Source organism: Winogradskya humida (assembly GCF_016862215.1).
Taxonomy (GTDB): Bacteria; Actinomycetota; Actinomycetes; order Mycobacteriales; family Micromonosporaceae; genus Actinoplanes; species Actinoplanes humidus.
Genome location: NZ_BOMN01000001.1, coordinates 125,224 through 144,537 on the forward strand (window position 1 = coordinate 125,224; position 19,314 = coordinate 144,537).

A 19,314-nucleotide genomic window follows, 5' to 3' on the forward strand; every position below is an offset into this window, starting at 1 on the left:
CCCATCAAAGCCAGGGAGCTTCACCCATGAGCCTGCTTTTCGAACCGCTGGAGCTGCGCGGGGTGCGGCTGCCCAACCGGATCGCGATGGCGCCGATGTGCCAGTACAGCGCTTCGGATGACGGGTTGCCGCACGACTGGCACCTCGTCCATCTCGGTGCCCGCGCGGCCGGCGGTGCGGGGCTGATCCTCACCGAGGCCACCGCGGTGCTGCCGCAGGGCCGGATCAGCCCGCAGGACGTCGGCCTGTGGTCGGGTGCGCACGTCGACGCCTGGCGGCCGATCACCACGTTCATCAAGGCGCGGGGCGCTGTTCCGGCGGTGCAGCTCGCGCATGCCGGTTTCAAGGCTTCGACCTATCGCCCGTGGGCGAGTGAGCGCGGTGGGGTGCCGGACGAGCTCGGTGGGTGGCCGGTCGTCGGGCCCGGGGACGAGCCGTTCACGCCGGGATACCGTACGCCGCAGGAGCTGACCGCCGCCGGGATAGCCGAGGTGGTCGACGCGTTCGCCGCGGCTGCACGACGGGCGCTCGACGCCGGGTTCGCCGCGGTGGAGCTGCACGCCGCGCACGGCTATCTGCTGCACGAGTTCCTGTCGCCACTGACGAACAAACGCACCGATGGGTACGGCGGGGAGTACTCCGGGCGTACCCGGCTGCTGTTCGAAGTGGTCCGTGCTGTTCGTGAGGCGATCGGCGACGAGGTGCCGCTGCTGACCCGCATCTCCGCGACCGACTGGGTCGACGGTGGCTGGACCGCCGACGACAGCGTCACCCTGGCCAAGGATCTCGCGGCGGCGGGCGTTGATCTGGTCGACTGCTCGACCGGGGGCATCTCACCGTCGGCCGAGATCCCGCTCAGGCCGGGTTATCAGGTGCGCTTCGCCGCGAAGGTGCGCCGCGAGGCCGGCGTCCCCACCGGCGCGGTCGGGCTCATCACCGCCCCGAAGCAGGCCGAGGAGATCATCACCGCCGGCCAGGCCGACCTGGTCCTGCTGGGCCGGGAGCTTCTCAGGGATCCGAACTGGCCGCTGCGTGCCGCTGCCGAGCTGGGTGCCACACCCCGGCGGCCGGATCAGTACGCCCGGGCCGCCTGAGAGATTCTCAACCGCACTCGGCGAGGTTCCGCTCCAGGTCGACGAGTTCGAGATCGACCGTATACAGCAGGAAGTCGGCGGTGACGGGGAAGGTGGCCGTCCAGTCGTGGGATCGGAGCCGGGTCGCCGCAGCGCACATCACGCGCCGGCCCAGCTCCGAACCTGCCCCGGCATCGTGGATTTGGCGAGGTGATAGCTCAGCGCTATGCGGCTCACCGGGCCGTCGAACTGCAGCGTCCCCACGGCCTCGGGGACGCGTGCGACGAGCGTGTCCTCGACGGCCCGGCACTCCGCCTCGAGGTCGAACCCGGCGGGCGGGCGCTCGTAACGCAGCTCGCGTCCCGCGACGATCCGGACGAGACCGTGTTCGTCGTGCTCGGCCTCGAAGCGCGGTGTCGGGCCATCGAGAACGCGGGTGATCAGCCCGTCGGCGTACTCGTAGGACTCGCGACCTGAGCCACGCCGCGCCGCCATGTCCGCCGACCGCATCAGCCCGTCCGCGTAACGGTATTCGTGCAGGTAGATCCGCTGCCCATCCGCATCGAAGCGCGCGGCCTCGACCACGTCGCCGGCGTAACGCATGAACGTCTCGTAGTAGAGGCGGCCGCGGAGAAACCCGCTGTATTGCTCGGTCACCGCGACACGGCCCTCGGTGTCGAACCCGATGCGCAGGACGTCGCGGTTCAGCGGCGGGCGGGCGTCCAGGCGGCGTCCCGGTTTGAGGAGGTCGCGTTCGAAGTGCAACGGCTGGGGGTCGAGACCGGGCCAGGTTTACCACTCCCAACGCGCGACAGTCGCCGTGGCAGCCGTCTTGCAGCCTCATAGTTCATGACTGGGCCTCGATCATGGCGACGAGGGTGTCGACGAGCTCCTCCGTGGTGATGCCGCCCCATTTCTCGTCGGCGAGCTGGCTGCTGACCTGCATGCCGGCGATCCCGTTCGCGCTGCTGATGAGCAGGGCCGTGTAACGCCGGGCGGCCTGCTCGCCGACGAGGCCGGCGACGATGGCCAGGAACTCGCTCTGGCTGCGTTGCGCGGCGCGGGCCAGCGCGGCCGGGTCGCCGGGCGGGTGACTGAACATGAGTTTGTAGAGGTGTGGCTGCGTGCGGCCGATCGCAATGAGGGCGTTGAGCCCGCCGCGCAGTTTCTCCCCGGATGACAGGCCGGGGTCGGCGCGCAGGGCCTGGGTCCGGTCGCCGAGCTGCTCCCAGGCCTGCGTCCCGATGGCGATCAGCAGGCTCTCCTTGTCGGCGAAGTGCCGGTAGGGCGCACCGCGGCTGACCCCGGCCCGCGCGCCCACCTCGCGCAGCGTCACCGCGTCGAGGCCGCCCTCGTCGAGCAGCTCAGCCGCCGCGTCCAGCAGGGCGCGGCGGGTAGCGGCTGCGGACTCGGCACGGCTGGTCATGGCGTGAATCGTACCGGCCTGCGATGACAACGTCACCCGAGCCAGTTGACAGCGTCATCTCAATGCCGCACACTCAGTCAGGTGACAACGTCAACTGAAAGCCAAGAACTCGTGGTCGTTACCGGGGCGTCAACCGGGATGGGCGCGGCCACCGCCCTGGAGCTGGCCCGCCGCGGCTTCCACGTCTTCGCCGGGGTCCGCCGCGACAGCGACGGCAGAGCCCTGCGCGCCGCGGGCGTCGAGCCGGTGATCCTCGACATCACCGACCCCGACCACATCGCGGCGCTCGTGGCCCGCATCAACGGCGATCCGCAGCGCCGCCCGTTGCGGGCGCTGGTGAACAACGCCGGCATCCCCGGCGCCGGCCCGATCGAGGTCACGCCGCTCGACCAATGGCGTCGCATCTTCGAGGTGAACCTGTTCGGGCACGTCGCGCTCATCCAGGCGCTGCTTCCCGCGCTGGTGCGCAGCAAGGGGCGCATCGTCAACATCAGCTCGTTGAACGGCAAGCTTTCCATGGCCGGCTACGGCCCGTACGCCAGCAGCAAGTACGCACTGGAAGCGATGAGCGACGCCCTGCGCAACGAGATCGCCCCCTACGGCGTGCAGGTGGTCGTGGTCGAGCCGGGCGGCGTCAGGACCGAGATGGCCGGCACCGGACTCGCCGGCCTCGATCGGCTCAGCGCCGGCATGACCCCGGAGCAGAACGCGCGCTACGGGGATCTGGTGCAGGCGCTGCCCTCCCACGTCGCCGCGTTCACCAAGGCCGGCGTGACCTCAGAGGTGGCGGCCCGAACGATCGCCAAGGCCGTGACGGACCGCAGGCCCCGGACCCGCTACGTCATCGGCGCGACCGCCGGTTTCCTCATCCGCGCCTCCCGGATCCTGCCGGACCGGCTGCTCGACCGCATGACGACCTCCGACCTGCGCAAGCACTACCCGCGCACCACCGCAGCCCGCAACTGAAAGGACGACAATGTCAATCCACGAGTCGATCAACCCGTCGACCGGCGAGGTCATCGGCACCTACGCCTCCGCGGGCCGCGCCGAGGCGGAGGCCGCGATCGCCACCGCTCGGTCCACCTTCGACACCACCGACTGGTCACGCAAGCCGTCCCTGCGTTCCCGCGCACTGCACGAGCTGGCCGACCGGCTTTCCGGCAACGTCCCCGCCATCGCCCGGATGATGGCCCAGGAGAACGGCAAACTGCTCGCCCAGACGACGTGGGAGGTGGCGACCGCCGTCGAGTGGCTGCGATACAGCGCCGCCTCCGCGCTTCTGCAGATCGCCGGTCGCGCCGCCGAGCCCACGCCCGGTTCCTACTTCCACTCCACACCCGAGGCGGCCGGCGTGGCCGGCATCATCGCCCCGTGGAATTCACCGATAGTCCTGCTGGCGCGAGCCCTCGGCCCGGCCATCGGAGCGGGGTGCACCACCGTGGTCAAGATGCCGGGACAGACCGCGCTGACCAACGCCCTGTTCGCGGACGTCGTCGCCGCGACGACGGCTCTTCCCGCCGGCGTCGTCACCATCCTCACCGAGGCCGGTAACGAGGTGGCGCCGCTGCTGGTCGCCTCGCCGGACGTCGACGTGCTCCACTACACCGGCAGCACCCACGTGGGACGCGCGATCGCCGCTGCCGCCGCGCCGACGCTCAAGCGGGTCAGCCTGGAGCTGGGCGGCAAGACTCCGATGATCGTCTTCGACGACGCAGACCTGGACGTCGTGGTGCCCACGCTCGTGCAGAGCAGCATCCTGATGAACGGCGAGTTCTGCTGCACCGGTTCGCGGGTGCTCGCCCAGCGCGGAATCGCGGACGAGCTGCGTACCCGGCTCGCCGCCGCGCTGGAAGCTGTCAAGGTCGGACCCGCGCTCGACCCCGCCAGCCAGATGGGGCCGCTGATCGACAAGGCCGGCGTGGCCAGGGTCGACCGGATCGTCGAGGAGGCCACGGCGTACGCCGGAGTCATCGTCCGCGGTGGCCCGGTCACCGACCCCGAGCTGGCCGGCGGCGCGTTCTACCGCCCCACCCTGCTCGAGGTCGACGAGGTCGACGTACCCGTCGTGCAACAGGAGGTCTTCGGCCCGGTCCAGACCTTCGAGGTCTTCGACGACGAACCCGACGCGATCCGGCGCGCCAACGCCACCGAGTTCGGCCTGGCCGTGTCGGTGTTCACCGGCGACGACCTGCGCGCCCGCCGGGTCGGTCGCGAGTTGCGCTTCGGCGGGGTCTGGACCAACACCTGGGGCACGATGTCCGAGCACTTCGAGCAGGGCGGCATGAAGCAGAGCGGCTACGGCCTCCTGTGCGGGCCGGCTGCCATCAGCGAGTTCCAGAACCTCAAGACGTACGCCAGGATGGCCCTCTCACCTCAGTGACCCTGCGGCAGCGGCCAGCAGGGGCATGCCCAGCCGGGAAGCTACTGAGTGAGCTCGTTCGGCCAGGGGCGCGGCCGCTGCGGGATCCCCGGCCTGGAGCAATGCCCGGGCGTGGTCGTAGCGGATACGGGCGAGGATCGGTGGCGAGTCCGAGGCGACCGCTGCCGCGTGCGTGAAGTCGGCGAGCGCCGCTGTGGTGTCTCCCGCGACCAGGGCGAGCAGGCCGCTGAACCGGGCGACCGGTCCCATCACCGCGACCGGCCAGCCCGCCAGCACCAGCTCGTCGCGGTGCGGTGCGAGCAGGCCCCGCAGCAGCGGCACCGCCTCAGCCGCGACCGTGTCCCCAGGCCGCGCGACACGCAGTGCGGCCACTGACTCCGCGAGCAGCGCCAGCGTCGGGACCGCCCAGCCCTGTGGGGGCCAGCCGGCGAGGTTCTGGTGGGTGGCGAGGAAGGCGGCCAGCCGGTCCGAGGCCTCGTCGTAGCGGCCCACGTCGCAGCAGGCGAGCAGGAGGCTGGCCGGCCAGATCGGGAAGTGGGCGTCGAGTTCGATGTCGTCGGCGGCCTGGGCGAGGAGTTCCTCGGTGCGGCCCAGTTCGCGGAAGAGCCAGTAGGTCTGGCCCTGCCAGGTCTGGCGGAGGGTGTCGGCGGGGATGACCGGGCGGTCGCGCAGGGAGTCGACCGCCTCGCGGCCGGGGCCGAAGAGCCAGCCCGCTGCCGCGTCGAAGGTGCCGCGCCAGAGGTGCATCATCGTGTCGAGGACGCCCTGGAGCCATTCTCCCTGGGGGCGGGGGTGCTCGGCGACCAGCGAGCGGTGTTCCTTGACGGCTGCGTGGACGGCGGGGAGGCGGCCGAGGCGGATGTGGTCGATGATCAGGGCGAGCAGGGCCTCGCTCTCGAAGTACGGGGAGCGGGCCTCGATGGCTGCCTTGCGCAGGTGTGCCGAGATGGCGGCGAGCTCGCCGGGGGATGCGTAGTCGTAGAGGCCCCAGCGGCACTCGTTGAGGACCTCGCAGCGTACCTCCGGATCGTCGTCGGGTTTCAGCTCGTCGAGGGTGTCCCGGGCGAGGGCGGGGCCGGACAGGTCGGTGGCCGTCGCGACGGACATCGTGGACTTGTGCGCGAGGTGGGCCTGGAGCTGGAGGCGTACCGCATCCGCCGGAGGGCCGTCGTCCAGAGCCCGCAGCGCGCGACGCAGCAGGAAGATCATTTGTTCGTCGACGAGGCCCGGGTCGGACCATTGGCGGGCCAGCCGCACCGCCGTCGTGGCCTGCAGCAACGGGTGGCCCTCGGCAGCATCGTAGGCGTTGCGGTACTGCCGCGAGGCCTCGGCCGCCTCGCCGAGGTCGCGGCGAGCATCACCCAGCGTCATCAACAGGTCGGCGGTGACCGTGGCCGGGCCGCCGAGCGCAAGACCGGCTTGCGCCCATTCGATCGCGGCCGCCGCGGAGTAGCCCTGCCGCTCGGCGCGGGCCGCCGCCAGGAGAGCTGCGGCCACGGTTTCGACCGGGAGGAGCCGCTGCGCCGCCTGCGCATGACGGGCCATCTGCACGGCGACGGGCGTGGTGAGCCGCTCACCCTGGGCGATGCGTTCTTCCATCTGCCGGTACGCGCTGAGCGCCGAACCACCATCGTCCTGCACCGCCACCGGCGGCGACCCGTCGGCGAGGGACACCTCCAGCGGCAACTCGGCGAGCCGGTCGACCAGCTCGTCGAGCACCTGCCGCGCGACCGGGCTGAGCAGGTGCGCGTCGTCGAAGACCAGGACCAGCGGCATGGTCCGCAGCACCGGGCGCAGCAGGGCCTCGAGCAGCGCGATGAGCTGGCCGAGGTCGCGGCCGCCGTCGAGCACGGGCCGGTCGCCGCCGCCGACGAAGTCCGCGATGAGCCGGCGCTGGGCCGGGGAGATCGAGCCGTGCGAGAGGTCGCGGCGCAGATGTGCCCAGATCGACCCGGCAACCGTGCGCCACGGCGAGAGATCGTCGAGATTGCGGCACCGGACGACCAGCTCGGCATGCGTTTCGCCGCCGGAGGTGACAGAGCGCAGGGGGCGGTGGACGTCGATGCCGTCCTCGTGCAGGCTGATCAGGTCGAACGCGCGGGTGGTGGTCGCCGGGTCGAGCCCGTCCTTGTTGCCCTCCTCGAGGAGCTCCTCGGCGGCGGTGACTCCATGGCGGCGCAGCGCGTCCATGACCGTGAGCAGCCACAACGCGTCGTGCCGTTCCAGCCCCTGCGCCAGCGGGCGCGCGGACCACGCGGGCGCGCACGCGTCCCGGCCCCGCATCAGCGCCGCGCGGGCCATCTGCTCGACGACCTTTTCGCGTACGCGTAAAAGCTCGCCGGCGTAACCCCGCATCGGCTCCCCCGCCGACCACCCGGAGCCGAACTCGGCGAACGGCTCACCTGTCCAGGCCTGCGCCGCCGTCTCGTATGCCGGTGAGGCCTGCTCGTAGTCGCCCGCTTCGAGGCAGTCCAGCACCTCGCGGGCGGCGCGCTCGAAACGGTAGGCGTCCACGAGCTCGGCGAGGTTGTCCCCGACGAGCTGATAGCCGCGGGTCTGCCGGGCCGAGGTGATCGCGACGCCGTGGTCTCGCAGGATCCGGCGCAACCGGGCGATGACGGGCGCGAGCAGCGCGTCGCGGGCAGTCGGGTGCCCGGCGTCCCAGATCGCGCCGAGGAACGCCTCGGGGCGTAACGGTCCACGGGCCGCCACCAGCACGGCGAGGGCCTTCTTCTCTTGGGTGCGGCGCAGCTGGGGGGTGCCGTCGACGAGGATCTGCACCCCGGCGAGCACCTGGATGTCGAGGCCCATGACTACGTCGCGGGCCGCTCGTTCTGGGCCGCGCAAGGTCCGTGCAAGGTTCGGTTGAGAGAGTGCGCTGACCGCTGTCGGGGATCGGGTGTCGGGGAGGACATACCGAGACCGTACCGGCGGAGCCATGAGAGCACGAGCACACCGCTTTCGTCGCCGGCACCAGGCGGGGTCAGCGGCGGGTTGGGGCACAGGCGCGGCGCGGAGCCTGGCGGGGCTCCTCGCCGCGCCTGCCGGACCACTATCCCCGGCTTCGCGCGCGAGCGCATCCGCTGTTCGCGCGCAAGCGCGTCGACTGGTAGACAGCGGTGGCGGACACCACGGCCTGGTGACTATCCCGTGAACATCTGGGTAACTGATGGTCATGACCCTGGGGACACGGCTGGCCACCGCGGCCGCGATCACCGTCGCGGTGCTGGTGCCGTTCGCCCTGCTCGCGATCATGGTCACCGGCGACTGGCGGCCCCTGCACGAGCTCGACGCGACGATCACCACCGCCCTGCACGACTGGGCGCTGCGGCACCCCGGCTGGGTCACCGTGACGAAGTGGTGGACGAACATCTTCGACCCGAACCCGCTGCGGCTGGCCGCCCTGGGCCTCGTGGTGTGGCTGCTGCGCCGCAGGCACCGCGCCGCCGCCGTGTGGGCCGTCGTCACCGTGGCCTCGGGCGGGATCCTGGGCGCGCTGCTGAAACTGCTGGTCGAACGGCACCGGCCGGATTTTCTCGAGCCGGTTGCCCGGGCCGCCGGGTATTCGTTCCCGTCCGGGCACGCGCTCAATGCCGCGCTCGTGTCGGGCGTTTTCGTGCTCGTGCTGCTCCCCGTCGTACGCCACCGGTGGTTGCTCTGGACCGGGGTAGCAACAGTGACCGTCCTGACCGGCGTCTCCCGCATCATCATCGGAGTGCACTGGACCAGCGACGTGGTGGCCGGCTGGCTACTGGCTGTCGCCGTGATCGCCGCGACGACGATGGCCTTCACCCACCGCGGCTTCCTGCCCGTCGCCGAGCACGGCGTCGACCCTTCGCTCTCCGTTTATTCGAAGGCGTAATTTTCGCCGCCACCGGGTAATGGCGCGTCCATGTCCGATGTCGCGGTTCAGTTCCTCAAGCGGATCCTCGCTCCCGTCCTCGCCCTGTTCGCGGTGATGGTCGGGCTGGGTCTGCTCATCACCAAGGTGCTCGAGAAGACCTGGCCGTTCACGGTCGAGGACACCATCAACCGCGACTTCGCCGCCAACCGCGAGAGCTTCGGCAACGTGGTCTCGTTCATTTTCAGTACGATCGGCAGCACGCCGGTCATCATCGGCGTCACCGCCGTCGTGGCGATCATCCTGCGGCTCACCCTGAAGCGCTGGCGCGAGCCGCTCTTCCTCTGCGCCGGCGTGATCGCCCAGGCGCTGATCTTCTTCTTCACCACGCTGCTGATCGACCGGCAGCGCCCCGAGGTCGCGCACATGGACAACTCGCCGCCGACCTCGAGCTTCCCGTCCGGGCACACCTCGGCCGCGGTCGCGCTCTACGTCGGCATGGCGGTGGTGCTCGTCGGGCTGACGAACCGCACCTGGCTCAAGACGCTGTGCTGGTTGCTGGTCCTCGTCCCGGTAGGCGTCGCCGTGGGCCGCCTCTACCGCGGCATGCACCACCCGACCGACGTCACCGCGTCGTTCTTCAACGGCATCATGTGCGTCTGGATCATGGCCCGCGCCATCCTCGATCGCAGCGTGCAGTGGACCCGCTCCACTCTGTCGTCCAGAAAGGTCGCTGCCACGCATCGATAGGCGTAACGTAGCGCCTTATTCCCGCCCCGGTTGGGGGGTGTCATGACCAGCGTCGTGCCCAAGCCCATCGTCACGCGGCCTTACCCCTTGAGGCGACAGGTACGCGGCTCAGCGCTCGCCCGCATGCTACGCACCACTGATGCCAAGCAGATCGGCATCATGTACATGGTCACCGCGTTCGTCTTCTTCATGCTCGGCGGCCTGATGGCGCTGCTGATGCGCGCGGAGCTGGCCCGGCCCGGTCTGCAGTTCCTCTCCCCCGAGCAGTACAACCAGCTGTTCACGATGCACGGCACGATCATGCTGCTGTTCTTCGCGACGCCGATCGTGTTCGCGTTCGCCAACTTCGTGGTGCCGATCCAGATCGGGGCGCCGGATGTGGCGTTCCCGCGGCTCAACGCGTTCGCGTACTGGCTCTATCTGTTCGGCGGGCTCATCGCGATCAGCGGGTTCCTGACCCCGGGCGGGGCGGCGGACTTCGGCTGGACGGCGTACACCCCGCTCAGTGACGCCACCAACTCCCCCGGCCTCGGCGGCAACGCGTGGATCGTCGGGCTGGCCCTCTCCGGCGTCGGTACGATCCTCGGTGGCGTCAACATGATCACCACGATCATCACGCTGCGCGCCCCCGGCATGACCATGTTCCGGATGCCGATCATGGTGTGGAACACCCTGGTCACCAGCCTGCTCGTGGTGATCGTCTTCCCGTTCCTCGCCGCGGCGCTGTTCGCCCTCGCCGCCGACCGGATCCTCGGCGCCCACGTCTTCGAGCCCGCCACCAACGGCCCGATGATCTGGCAGCACCTGTTCTGGTTCTTCGGCCACCCCGAGGTCTATATCGTCGCGCTGCCGTTCTTCGGCATCATCACCGAGGTCATCCCGGTCTTCAGCCGCAAGCCCGTCTTCGGCTACAAAGGACTGGTCAGCGCGACCCTGCTGATCGCGGTGCTGTCCTTCAGCGTGTGGGCACACCACATGTTCGCGACCGGCCAGGTGCTGCTGCCGTTCTTCAGCTTCCTGAGCTTCCTCATCGCAGTCCCGACCGGCATGAAATTCTTCGTGTGGATCGGCACCATGTGGCGCGGCCAGATCAGCTTCGAGACCCCGATGCTGTTCGCGATCGGTTTCATGATCACGTTCGTTCTCGGCGGTCTGACCGGCGTTCTGCTGGCCGCCCCGCCCATCGACTTCCACGTGCACGACACCTATTTCGTCGTCGCGCACTTCCACTACGTACTCTTCGGTACCATCGTTTTCGCCGTGTTCTCCGGCATCTACTTCTGGTTCCCGAAAATGTTCGGCCGGATGCTCGACGACCGCCTCGGCAAAGTCCACTTCTGGCTGACGTTCCTCGGCTTCCACACCACGTTCCTGGTCCAGCACTGGCTCGGCGCGGAAGGCATGCCCCGCCGCTACGCCGACTACCTGCCCGGCGACGGCTTCACCACGCTGAACACCATCTCGACCATCGGCTCGTTCGTCCTGGGCGCCTCGACGCTGCCATTCCTCTACAACGTCTGGCGCTCCTACAAGGTCGGCCAGCTCGTCACCGTGAACGACCCGTGGGGCCACGGCAACTCCCTCGAATGGGCCACCTCCTGCCCGCCCCCGCTGCGCAATTTCGACAGCATGCCCCGCATCCGCTCGGAACGCCCCGCCTTCGACGCCCGCTTCCCGGAACTCGCCGCCGGCGCCTCGATCGCCGGCCCACCCGAAGGCGGCGCCCGCCCCCTCACCCACGAATCCGACAGCGGCGCGAGCTATCCGGAAGAACGCTGACCGCCGCTCGTGCCCGGTCGAGCTGACGCTACGCACGCAGGCAGACGGCCGTCGAACGAGCCCTCACATTCCCGCGGCCGCTGGCCTCGTTGCACGGTCACGGTCGGCGGCGTCTGGTCGGACCTTGGCACCGGTTAGGGGCGTTATCTGCGTAGGTTCGCCTACACCAGTTCCCACGCCTCACGCTCCGCTGAGAACGACGCCTCGACAACCTCGACGGGCTTCGTCAGCCCTTGCCTGCATCCTGATCTACTGGCACCGACTGATCAATTGGACCAACCAGAGATCGTGTCAGAAGCAGTTAGGACAGCCTGTCGATAGTCCAGCCGGGGCAGCACCGTCGGTGAGCTGGAAGGCCCATGCGACCATGGCCACGTCGGGGGCGCAAAAGCGCATACGGAGGGCTCGTAATGAGAAATCCGAAAGGCGGACTGGTCGCTTTCCTGATCGGCTCGGTTTTAACCGGAGCAATCTATGCTGCTCAGGGCCTGGAAAAGGCTGCATTGTGGGCGAACCTGCTCGTACTTCCCAGCATCATTGTGCTGGGATGGCAGCTATATGCAGAATACGGCAGATTCCGCCGAGCCGAGGAAGACAGGACCTCTGCAGATGCGGAGGATCTCGACCAGTGGCAACTGCACCTGGCGGAGATCCTCAAGGGACGCTACAACGACGAATATGCCCGGCAGCTGCGTGGCGCAAGTGAGATTCAGGCGACATGGAAAATTGCGGAGAAAAATCTTCAAGGTGACCGACGGCCGCCTGCGGCAGTGGAGGCGGCCTTCCATAGAGCCGACAACCGGGAACTGAGGGCATTCAATTCTTTACGCTTACCGCGCATGGTGGTTCTAGGAGCAGGAGGTGCGGGCAAGACTACATTCGCGTTACGTCTCGCCCTATCGATGTTGGACGAGGCCGCCCGCACCGTTCCCGTAGTGGTTTCCGCGGATTCGTGGCGCGTCGGCCAAGAGAACTTCGAGGCGTTCATGGAGCGGGAGATGGCAACGGAATACCCATCAATGGTTGGCAAGAGGCCGAGCGAGCGCCGTCGAGGACCATCATCCGTAGCCGCCCGGTTGCTAGCGACTGGACGGGTGGCGCCCATTGTCGACGGCTTGGATCGACTTTCTCGGACCGGCCAGGAAACCGCGGTCTCCGCCATCAATCTTTGGCTCGGCAAGGACCGTTCCTTAGTTCTCACTTGCGTAGGTGAGGTTTACAAGTCCCTGGTAGCGAACGAATCATTCACACTTCTGTCGGGATCCACTGCTATCGAGATACAGCCCGTCTCCCCGAAGGCTGTTGTCGAGTATCTCGCACGAAATACGACCGGTGTTATCGAGGTTCACTCGAAGCGCGTGGGATCGTCCAAACTGAGCTCGTTGGCGGTGTACGCATCAAGCCCACTACTCGCCACGATGCTCCGCGACGCGCTGACGACCCAAGAATCGTCTCTCGCTCGTTTGCACGACCTCGCTTCACAATCGGACGAGGAATTCCGGCGCGAGATATTCAGCGCTTTTGCACGTCAAACATTGCGGGCCACGTCGGATAGTTTTGGCGTTTCGCAGCACACTGCGCAACGGTGGATCTACATGATTGCGCAGGGAATCTACAAACGCGGCATTACGCGTTTCGGTTGGTGGGGAATTGTATCCTGGTTGCCTCGATGGGCTCTCGCGCTGACCTCAGGATTGATAGCTGCCATCATGAATTTCACCATCGGCACGGCGGTCGGCGGGGTCGGTTTTACAGCAATCGTCATAAATTCGGTGAACAGCACAGTCGTGGGCATGACCGTTGGGCTGGGCGTAGCGCTGGGAATGCGGACGCGTCCCTCGCGGATCGTGCTTCGCTGGCCAACTCTCAGCGAGCTGGCGCTTGGGCTCATCAGCGGCGCCACAGTCGGTTCAGCGATCGGGTCGGCAATCTACCTTGCCCTTCTCATCGGTCACCAGAAAGCGAGCTGGGGTCTGGTTCCTGTAGCAGTATTGATAGGATCCATGGTCGGCCTGATCACCGGACTCGCGTCCGCATTCGACTCTGGCCCCGGCAAGCAGGACGGGCTTACGCCCGAGCTGATCGTAAAAAGAGCGCGCCAGGGTGCCTTGGGATACGCGGCCGCCGTGAGCGGCCTGTCGGCGATCGTGTACTTCTGCGGATATTGGCTGGCGATGCCATTTTTCCCGACATCAGCTGACTGGGGAACACCTGCACGTGCGAGTTTCGCCGGCGCAGCGATGGGAGCGTCCAGTACCTTCATAGCGATGGTCGGTCTCACCCGATGGTGCCAATTCCGAATTTCTCACGCATGGCTGGCGCTTGCGCGGCGGACGCCGTGGCGCCTCATGAAATATATGAACGTCCTCGTGTCGGCGGGTCTACTCATACCTGCCGGACCCCGGTATCGGTTCGTTCATATCCAGCTTCAAGAAGCGATTCTCTCGATGAGGCCGGGAAGAATACGGATCAATCTGGAAATAAGGCGATGACGACGAGCGACTCTATGGGCACACCGTCCGGCGCGACGGCACGGATTGCGTCCGCCGCATCCAGCGGAGACCGGATCGTCCGGCCGACGCAGCGCGACCAGAGTGACTTCCTTGCACCGCGAGCACGGCAGACGCTGTTACGACGGGGCGGGCAGAGCGGGGAGTAACACCCCGTCGATCATCGAGAAGAAGAACGGCAGGTCGACGGGCTGCTGCAGAAACAGTGCACGGTACGTCGCCATCGCCGGAATCAGCTGCGCCAGCGCTGCGACATCGGCTGACTTCGCGAACTCGCCGCGGTCGACGGCGCGCTGGATGAGGTGCTGGTAGGCGGCCACGGACGGCTCGACGATCGCACGGTTGATGGCGGCGAATGCGTCCGGTGTGCGGCTCATCATCGCCGTGAGACTCGCGAGGATGCGCAGCCGCCGCTCGCTGCTGCCGAGCCAGTCCGGGTCGAGCATCGCCAGCAGGTCGCTGCGCAGTGCACCCGTGTCGGGCAGCTTGCCGGCCTCCGGACCCGCCTGGTCGGCGCACGCGACCGCGGCGAGGATCAGCTCGTCCTTGCTGGTCCACCGCCGGTAGATCGTGCCGCGGCCGGCGCCGGCCCGCACCGCCACCATCTCGATCGTCAGGTCGGCATAGCTCGTCTCGGCCAGCACATCGAGCGTCGCCTGCAAGATGTCCGCGTCCCGCGAGTGGTCGCGCTTCCGTCCCGGGTTCACCACGCCTGCATCGTACGCGCCAGTTCCGGAACTCAGTAGTTGCGGAACTAAGCAGTACCGAATTACAGTCGCTCACCATGAACTCACCTGCCGACGTGCTCTACAGGGTTGCCCGTGCCATGGACACCCGCGACTGGGACCTGCTCGCCGCTTGTTACGCCCCCGACGCCCAGGGGGACTACACCAACGCCAGCGCCGACGGCCGCGCTGCTATCGTCGCCTCGACCAGGGGTTTCCTGTCGCTTTTGGACGCCACCCAGCATCTCCTCGGCAACGTCGAGGTGACCCTCGACGGCGATACAGCCACCACCCACGCGACGTTCATCGCCCAGCACGTACGCGGCGGCAGCCAGTTCCTGCTCGGCGGCAACTACGACGACACCCTGCGCCGCACCGCCGACGGCTGGCAGATCACCAACCGCCGGATCCGGGGAATCTGGAGCAACGGCGACCCTGCGGTGCTGACCGTCCCGGTGGGCTAGGCTGGTTCGAAGTCCGCGCGATGGTCGCGCGCCCACTGCTCGAGGGTCCGGCCGCCCGTCCCGGGTCGCACCGGGTCGGGCACGTCGACCGTCTCCTGCCAGTACGTGAGCAGCATCGCGATGATGCTCTCGGGCAGGAACTGCGCCACGTCGGCCTGGAACTCCTCCGGGCTGATCTCCACCAGGCGCAGGTCCCGGCCGATGCCGGCACCGATCGCGGCGACCTGCTCGATCCGGGTGAGCGACTGCGGACCCGTCAGCGGGTAGATCCGGCCGCGGTGACCGTCCTCGGTGAGGGCCACCGCGGCGGCGTCCGCGATGTCAGCCTCGTGGATGGGTGGCTGTGCGGAGTGGACGTACGGCGCCCGGATCGGCGCTCCGGCCTTGATGGGCCAGGCCCACGAGAGCAGATTGCCGGCGAAGGTCCCCGGCCGCAGAATCGTCCAGTTGTCGGTGCGGGATGTCACCGCCCGCTCGACCGCCCGGTGGTGGGTGTAGCTGACGGAAGCCACGTCGCGGGGGAGCTCCCCCGCAGCGGCAAGCGACGAGAACACCACGAACCGCTCGACCCCGGCCGCCACCGCAGCGGTGATCAACTCGTCGACGCCCTGCTCGAAGGGAAACACCAACATCCGGTCGACGCCGTCGAACACCTCCGCCCCAAACTCCGGCGGGTCCGCGAACACCACGTCGACCTGCGGCGGCAACCCGGCCTGCTGCGGTTTGCGACTCGTTGCCCGTACCCGCTCGCCTTGATTTACAAGATGGGTTACCAGAGGGCGGCCCACCGCACCGGTGGCGCCCGTGATCATAATCGTCATGCCTGCTGACGCTAAAGTCCCATGCGGTCAGATCGTGACCGCTGGCACCATGAGGACCATGGACGCAGAGGTACGGCTTGCCGGCGGCAACACCGGTGGCGCGGTCCGGATCGGCGACACCGTCCGCCGGGCAGCCGGACCGTGGACACCGTCGGTGCACGCGGTGCTGCAACATCTGGAGGCTGTGGGTTTCGGCGGGGCACCCCGCGCGCTCGGCTTCGACGACCAGGGCCGGGAAGTCCTGTCGTTCCTGCCAGGAAACGTCGTCGGAGACGCACGACCGTGGCCGACGTGGGTCCACAGCGACCAGGCGCTGCAGCAGGTTGCCCGGTGGCTCCGCGACTTCCACCACGCCATCGCGACCTTCACCCCGGCCGGCGACGCGACCTGGCGGGAAGGCAGCACCTGGGAGCCCGGCTTGATCATCGGGCACAACGACGCCGCGCCCTACAACGCCGCCTGGGCTGACGGGCACCTGGTCGGCCTTTTCGACTGGGACTTCGCCGCGCCGGTCACGCCCGAGTGGGATCTCGCTTTCACCGCTTTCGCCTGGGTGCCCCTGCACGCTCGTCACGTGGTGGCGGCGGAAGGATTCACCGACTTCGCCGAGCGGCCCCGGAGACTAAAGCTCTTCCTCGACACGTACGGATGGGACGGCCCACTCGCATCGTTCCTGGAGATCGTGCGCGACCGGGTCAACGCCTCCGCCGAGGGCATCCGCCGGACTGCCGCAGCCGGCGATCCCGCATTCCAGCAGATGATCTCGCACGGCGTCGACACCAACCTGGAGACAGCCGCGCGGGAGCTGGCCGAACTCCTTCCTCAGTAACGGCCGCTCTCCGCGAGCACCGTCACCCGCTCGGGCACGGCAAATTCGGCGAGCGCTGCGCTTTCCGCATGGACTGCGCTCTCCTGGATGGGGGCGGGGGTGCGGCGGAGCATGGGGAGGGAGGTCAGTGCCAGGCCGGTGAGGATCGCCAGGCCCCCGGCGAGTTGGGGGCCGGCGAAAGCGTCACCGAAGGCAACCACGCCCAGCAGGAACCCGACCAGCGGCTCGAGGTTGAGGAACGCTCCCGCCGCGGCCGGCGACACCCGCGACTGCCCGTAGGCGAAGAGCGTGAACGGCACGAGCGTCCCCGCGAAAGCCAGCGTCACCATGGCAACAGCCGGCGTCACGTCCGGCATCGGCGGCAATCCACTCGACAACGCGGCCGGCAACCCCGCCGCGGCACCCGCGGCCAGCTGCACAGCGGTAACGGCCACCGGATCACGGCCGGAGAGCAGCCGGGGCTGGGCGATCACGAACAGGGCCGACAGCAGCGCCGAGCCACCCACCATCGCGTCACCGGCCAGGGTCGCACTCCCGCCGCCGTGGCTGGCGATGACGCCGATACCCAGCAATGACAGTGACAGGCCGGCCCACGTTCCCAGGCCCGTCGTGCCCCGGCCGGACACCAGGCCGAGGACCGCCACGAGCACCGGGACAGCGCCGACGATCAGAGCAGCGTGGCTGACGCTGGTGTGGCCGATGCCGATGTTCTGCAGGACGAGCGCGGCTCCGTACCCGATGCCGCCCCAGGCGATCACCGAGGGTGAGATCGCCGCACGCAGGGAGCGGCGCGCCAGGATCGCGAGGGGTAGCGCGGCGAGGGTGAACCGGAAGACCGTCAGCCAGCCCGGGCCGACACCTGACAACGCCACCTTGGTCAGGGGGATGGTGGTGCCCCAGAGCAGGCCGGCGGTGACGAGGGCGAGCAGGGTGAGACGACGATCGGTACGCATTCACCGAATACTCCACACGGGAAGGCAGAATTCGTCGACTGCGCCGTTAGACGAAACTATATTTGGCCAAATGGCGGTCAGACTTGATGAAATCGACGTCCAGCTCCTCAACGAGCTGCAGCAGGACGCCGACCGTTCCAACCTCGAGCTGGCGCGCATCATCGGCCTCTCCCCGGCCGCCACCCTCAACCGCGTCCGCCGCCTCAAGAAGTCCGGCGTGATCCGCACCATCAGCGCCCGCCTCGACCCGGGCCAGGCCGGCTTCCCGCTCCAGGTCTACGTCTCCGCCACCCTCACCCGCCACGAACCCCGCGCCAGCCGGATCTTCGAGCAGGCGGTCCTGGCCATCCCCCAGGTCATCGCCGCCGACTGGGTGGCCGGCGAGATCGACGTGATGCTCCTGATTGTCGCCCGCGACGTCGCCGAGCTGCAGCACGTCCTCACCCAGCTCTCCCTCAAGGGAGCCCAGCGCCTGACCACCCTCCTGCGCCTCCAGGAGATCAAACCGACGTCCCCACTCCCCCTGACCAGCTCACCCGAAAGCTGACCCGGGCCTCAGACCGAGCAGGATCGGGCCCGCGCCCGGCTCACTCATTTCCCTTGTCCCGAACGCCGGACGGCCACCCAGGTCTCCCCCCTGGGTGGCCGTGCGTTCTGGTGACCGGAGGTCAGGCCAGGCTGAGGGTGGTGTAGGTGCTGAGGACCTCGTTGAGGGGCTGGAAGTAGGTGACGCCGCCGCTGGTGCAGTCGCCGCTGCCGCCGGAGGTGAGGCCGAGGCCGATGGAGCCGGAGTAGAGCGAGCCGCCGCTGTCGCCGCCCTCGGCGCAGACGGTGGTGCGGATCAGGCCGGAGACGGTGCCTTCGGAGTAGGTGACGGAGGCGTTGACCGCGGTGACCGAGCCGGTGTGGACGCCGGTGGTGCTGCCGCTGCGGCTGACCGATTCGCCGACGTAGGCCGTGCCGACCGAGGAGATGGTCTGGCTGCCGCTGTAGGTGTAGACGGAGCCGGGGTGCGCGACCGTGGTGTTCGTGTAGCGGACGATGCCGTAGTCGTTGCCGGGGAAGCTGGAGACGCTGTTCGTGCCGAGGACGGTGGTCTGCCCCGAGTTGCTGTACCAGGTGGAGGCGACCTGGGTGCAGTGGCCGGCCGTGACGAAGTAGTAGTAGCTGGCCGACTTGAGGTTGAAGCCGAGCGAGCAGCGGTAGCCGCCGCCGTAGATGGCCTGACCGCCGGCGATCTTCAGGGAGAACTCGGTGGCGGTGTGCTCGAGGCGGGCGGCGTCACCGGCGGCCTTGACGGCGGCTTCGACGGTGGCGAGCTTGGTGCCGGTGACCGTGGGGTCGACGGTGACGACGACCTGGTTGGTGGTGAGGTCGGTCGCCCAGGCGGTGCCCTTGATCTTCGACGTCGTGGCGATCTTGTCGGTGACCGCTTCGAGGGCGGCCGCGGAGAACTTGACCGTCTTGGCGACGCCACCGGCGGCACGGACCTTGGCGGCTGCGGCGTCGGTCGTGACGGTGACGACCATGCGTCCGCTGCTGCTGTCCAGGTAGGAGCCAGCCGAGTCCGGGCCGAGGTCGTCACTCAGCGCCACGGCCTTGGCGGCGTTGTCGGCCTTCAGCGCGGCGGGTGCCGCAACGGCGGCGTTCGGCATGACGACCGCGCCGAGCAGCGCGAGGGGCGCGAAAACGGCGGCGCTACGCCAGCGCGAGGAACTTGTGGATCCCACGTGGAGCCTCCCATGAAGAGTCTGAGTAGTCCG

General features: G+C 68.5%; 18 protein-coding genes. 10 read left to right on the forward strand and 8 right to left on the reverse strand.

The features are described from left to right. Nucleotides 1-26 precede the first annotated feature (26 nt). Complete coding sequence (locus Ahu01nite_RS00610) at nucleotides 27-1,094, forward strand: NADH:flavin oxidoreductase/NADH oxidase (RefSeq protein WP_203834335.1); 1,068 nt, start codon at nucleotides 27-29, stop codon at nucleotides 1,092-1,094. Between the two features lie 7 nt (nucleotides 1,095-1,101). Here the strand turns inward: Ahu01nite_RS00610 and Ahu01nite_RS51250 are convergent, their stop codons facing one another. The 3 genes from Ahu01nite_RS51250 to Ahu01nite_RS00620 form a co-directional block, all read right to left on the reverse strand. Then, entirely contained in the window at nucleotides 1,102-1,236 is a 135-nt protein-coding gene (locus Ahu01nite_RS51250; protein WP_275411683.1) for a hypothetical protein, read from the reverse strand. Beyond that, complete coding sequence (locus Ahu01nite_RS00615; protein ID WP_203834336.1) at nucleotides 1,233-1,838, reverse strand: hypothetical protein; 606 nt, start codon at nucleotides 1,836-1,838, stop codon at nucleotides 1,233-1,235. Before Ahu01nite_RS00615 ends, Ahu01nite_RS51250 begins: the two co-directional genes overlap by 4 nt. Nucleotides 1,839-1,920: 82 nt before the next feature. Then, complete coding sequence (locus Ahu01nite_RS00620; RefSeq protein ID WP_203834337.1) at nucleotides 1,921-2,499, reverse strand: TetR/AcrR family transcriptional regulator; 579 nt, start codon at nucleotides 2,497-2,499, stop codon at nucleotides 1,921-1,923. 81 nt (nucleotides 2,500-2,580) lie between these two features. Here Ahu01nite_RS00620 and Ahu01nite_RS00625 point away from each other — a divergent pair, with 81 nt between their 5' ends. Together Ahu01nite_RS00625 and Ahu01nite_RS00630 are read left to right on the forward strand one after the other, a co-directional pair. Next, a complete protein-coding gene (locus Ahu01nite_RS00625; protein ID WP_203834338.1) occupies nucleotides 2,581-3,465 on the forward strand; it encodes an SDR family oxidoreductase in 885 nt (294 codons plus the stop codon). 10 nt (nucleotides 3,466-3,475) lie between these two features. After that, complete coding sequence (locus Ahu01nite_RS00630; RefSeq protein ID WP_203834339.1) at nucleotides 3,476-4,879, forward strand: aldehyde dehydrogenase family protein; 1,404 nt, start codon at nucleotides 3,476-3,478, stop codon at nucleotides 4,877-4,879. Here Ahu01nite_RS00630 and Ahu01nite_RS00635 read toward each other — a convergent pair. Beyond that, nucleotides 4,868-7,690: an AfsR/SARP family transcriptional regulator gene (locus Ahu01nite_RS00635; RefSeq protein ID WP_203834340.1), complete on the reverse strand. Its 2,823-nt coding sequence runs from the start codon at nucleotides 7,688-7,690 to the stop codon at nucleotides 4,868-4,870. The genes Ahu01nite_RS00630 and Ahu01nite_RS00635 overlap by 12 nt on opposite strands. 364 nt (nucleotides 7,691-8,054) lie before the next feature. On the opposite strand from Ahu01nite_RS00635, the gene Ahu01nite_RS00640 reads away from it, so the two are divergent. The 4 genes from Ahu01nite_RS00640 (at nucleotide 8,055) to Ahu01nite_RS00655 (ending at nucleotide 13,741) form a co-directional block, all read left to right on the forward strand. After that, a complete protein-coding gene (locus Ahu01nite_RS00640; protein WP_203834341.1) occupies nucleotides 8,055-8,741 on the forward strand; it encodes a phosphatase PAP2 family protein in 687 nt (228 codons plus the stop codon). A 30-nt stretch (nucleotides 8,742-8,771) separates the two neighbouring features. Continuing rightward, on the forward strand, nucleotides 8,772-9,470 hold the full coding sequence (locus tag Ahu01nite_RS00645; RefSeq protein WP_203834342.1) for a phosphatase PAP2 family protein: 699 nt from the start codon (nucleotides 8,772-8,774) through the stop codon (nucleotides 9,468-9,470). Between the two features lie 42 nt (nucleotides 9,471-9,512). Next, nucleotides 9,513-11,249: an aa3-type cytochrome oxidase subunit I gene (gene ctaD, locus Ahu01nite_RS00650; RefSeq protein WP_203834343.1), complete on the forward strand. Its 1,737-nt coding sequence runs from the start codon at nucleotides 9,513-9,515 to the stop codon at nucleotides 11,247-11,249. Between the two features lie 410 nt (nucleotides 11,250-11,659). Next, complete coding sequence (locus Ahu01nite_RS00655) at nucleotides 11,660-13,741, forward strand: NACHT domain-containing protein (RefSeq protein ID WP_203834344.1); 2,082 nt, start codon at nucleotides 11,660-11,662, stop codon at nucleotides 13,739-13,741. Between the two features lie 137 nt (nucleotides 13,742-13,878). Here the strand turns inward: Ahu01nite_RS00655 and Ahu01nite_RS00660 are convergent, their stop codons facing one another. Further along, entirely contained in the window at nucleotides 13,879-14,469 is a 591-nt protein-coding gene (locus Ahu01nite_RS00660; protein WP_203834345.1) for a TetR/AcrR family transcriptional regulator, read from the reverse strand. 74 nt (nucleotides 14,470-14,543) lie between these two features. Here Ahu01nite_RS00660 and Ahu01nite_RS00665 point away from each other — a divergent pair, with 74 nt between their 5' ends. After that, nucleotides 14,544-14,948, forward strand: a complete 405-nt coding sequence (locus Ahu01nite_RS00665; protein ID WP_203834346.1) for a nuclear transport factor 2 family protein — start codon at nucleotides 14,544-14,546, stop codon at nucleotides 14,946-14,948. Here Ahu01nite_RS00665 and Ahu01nite_RS00670 read toward each other — a convergent pair. After that, nucleotides 14,945-15,769 carry an SDR family oxidoreductase gene (locus Ahu01nite_RS00670; protein ID WP_203834347.1) on the reverse strand — a complete coding sequence of 275 codons (825 nt, stop codon included), beginning with the start codon at nucleotides 15,767-15,769 and terminating at the stop codon, nucleotides 14,945-14,947. The two genes, Ahu01nite_RS00665 and Ahu01nite_RS00670, sit on opposite strands and share 4 nt — an antisense overlap. 58 nt (nucleotides 15,770-15,827) lie before the next feature. On the opposite strand from Ahu01nite_RS00670, the gene Ahu01nite_RS00675 reads away from it, so the two are divergent. Then, on the forward strand, nucleotides 15,828-16,598 hold the full coding sequence (locus Ahu01nite_RS00675; protein ID WP_203834348.1) for a phosphotransferase: 771 nt from the start codon (nucleotides 15,828-15,830) through the stop codon (nucleotides 16,596-16,598). Here the strand turns inward: Ahu01nite_RS00675 and Ahu01nite_RS00680 are convergent. Then, on the reverse strand, nucleotides 16,592-17,551 hold the full coding sequence (locus Ahu01nite_RS00680) for a DMT family transporter (RefSeq protein ID WP_203834349.1): 960 nt from the start codon (nucleotides 17,549-17,551) through the stop codon (nucleotides 16,592-16,594). The two genes, Ahu01nite_RS00675 and Ahu01nite_RS00680, sit on opposite strands and share 7 nt — an antisense overlap. Before the next feature lie 70 nt (nucleotides 17,552-17,621). Between Ahu01nite_RS00680 and Ahu01nite_RS00685 the strand changes: the two genes are divergently transcribed. Beyond that, nucleotides 17,622-18,098: an Lrp/AsnC family transcriptional regulator gene (locus Ahu01nite_RS00685; RefSeq protein ID WP_203834350.1), complete on the forward strand. Its 477-nt coding sequence runs from the start codon at nucleotides 17,622-17,624 to the stop codon at nucleotides 18,096-18,098. 121 nt (nucleotides 18,099-18,219) lie between these two features. Here Ahu01nite_RS00685 and Ahu01nite_RS00690 read toward each other — a convergent pair whose 3' ends face one another. Further along, nucleotides 18,220-19,281 (reverse strand): S1 family peptidase, encoded by a 1,062-nt coding sequence (locus tag Ahu01nite_RS00690; RefSeq protein WP_438874744.1) that lies wholly within the window; start codon nucleotides 19,279-19,281, stop codon nucleotides 18,220-18,222. Nucleotides 19,282-19,314: the final 33 nt, after the last annotated feature.

Excerpts from the sequence above, each read along its gene's own strand:
- Ahu01nite_RS00610 (WP_203834335.1), top strand. The coding sequence starts at position 27 with ATGAGCCTGCTTTTCGAACCGCTGGAGCTGCGCGGGGTGCGGCTGCCC.
- Ahu01nite_RS00620 (WP_203834337.1), bottom strand. The coding sequence starts at position 2,499 with ATGACCAGCCGTGCCGAGTCCGCAGCCGCTACCCGCCGCGCCCTGCTG.
- Ahu01nite_RS00630 (WP_203834339.1), top strand. The coding sequence starts at position 3,476 with ATGTCAATCCACGAGTCGATCAACCCGTCGACCGGCGAGGTCATCGGC.
- Ahu01nite_RS00635 (WP_203834340.1), bottom strand. The coding sequence starts at position 7,690 with ATGGGCCTCGACATCCAGGTGCTCGCCGGGGTGCAGATCCTCGTCGAC.
- Ahu01nite_RS00640 (WP_203834341.1), top strand. The coding sequence starts at position 8,055 with ATGACCCTGGGGACACGGCTGGCCACCGCGGCCGCGATCACCGTCGCG.
- Ahu01nite_RS00645 (WP_203834342.1), top strand. The coding sequence starts at position 8,772 with ATGTCCGATGTCGCGGTTCAGTTCCTCAAGCGGATCCTCGCTCCCGTC.
- ctaD (WP_203834343.1), top strand. The coding sequence starts at position 9,513 with ATGACCAGCGTCGTGCCCAAGCCCATCGTCACGCGGCCTTACCCCTTG.
- Ahu01nite_RS00655 (WP_203834344.1), top strand. The coding sequence starts at position 11,660 with ATGAGAAATCCGAAAGGCGGACTGGTCGCTTTCCTGATCGGCTCGGTT.
- Ahu01nite_RS00665 (WP_203834346.1), top strand. The coding sequence starts at position 14,544 with ATGAACTCACCTGCCGACGTGCTCTACAGGGTTGCCCGTGCCATGGAC.
- Ahu01nite_RS00670 (WP_203834347.1), bottom strand. The coding sequence starts at position 15,769 with ATGACGATTATGATCACGGGCGCCACCGGTGCGGTGGGCCGCCCTCTG.
- Ahu01nite_RS00675 (WP_203834348.1), top strand. The coding sequence starts at position 15,828 with ATGGACGCAGAGGTACGGCTTGCCGGCGGCAACACCGGTGGCGCGGTC.
- Ahu01nite_RS00680 (WP_203834349.1), bottom strand. The coding sequence starts at position 17,551 with ATGCGTACCGATCGTCGTCTCACCCTGCTCGCCCTCGTCACCGCCGGC.
- Ahu01nite_RS00685 (WP_203834350.1), top strand. The coding sequence starts at position 17,622 with ATGGCGGTCAGACTTGATGAAATCGACGTCCAGCTCCTCAACGAGCTG.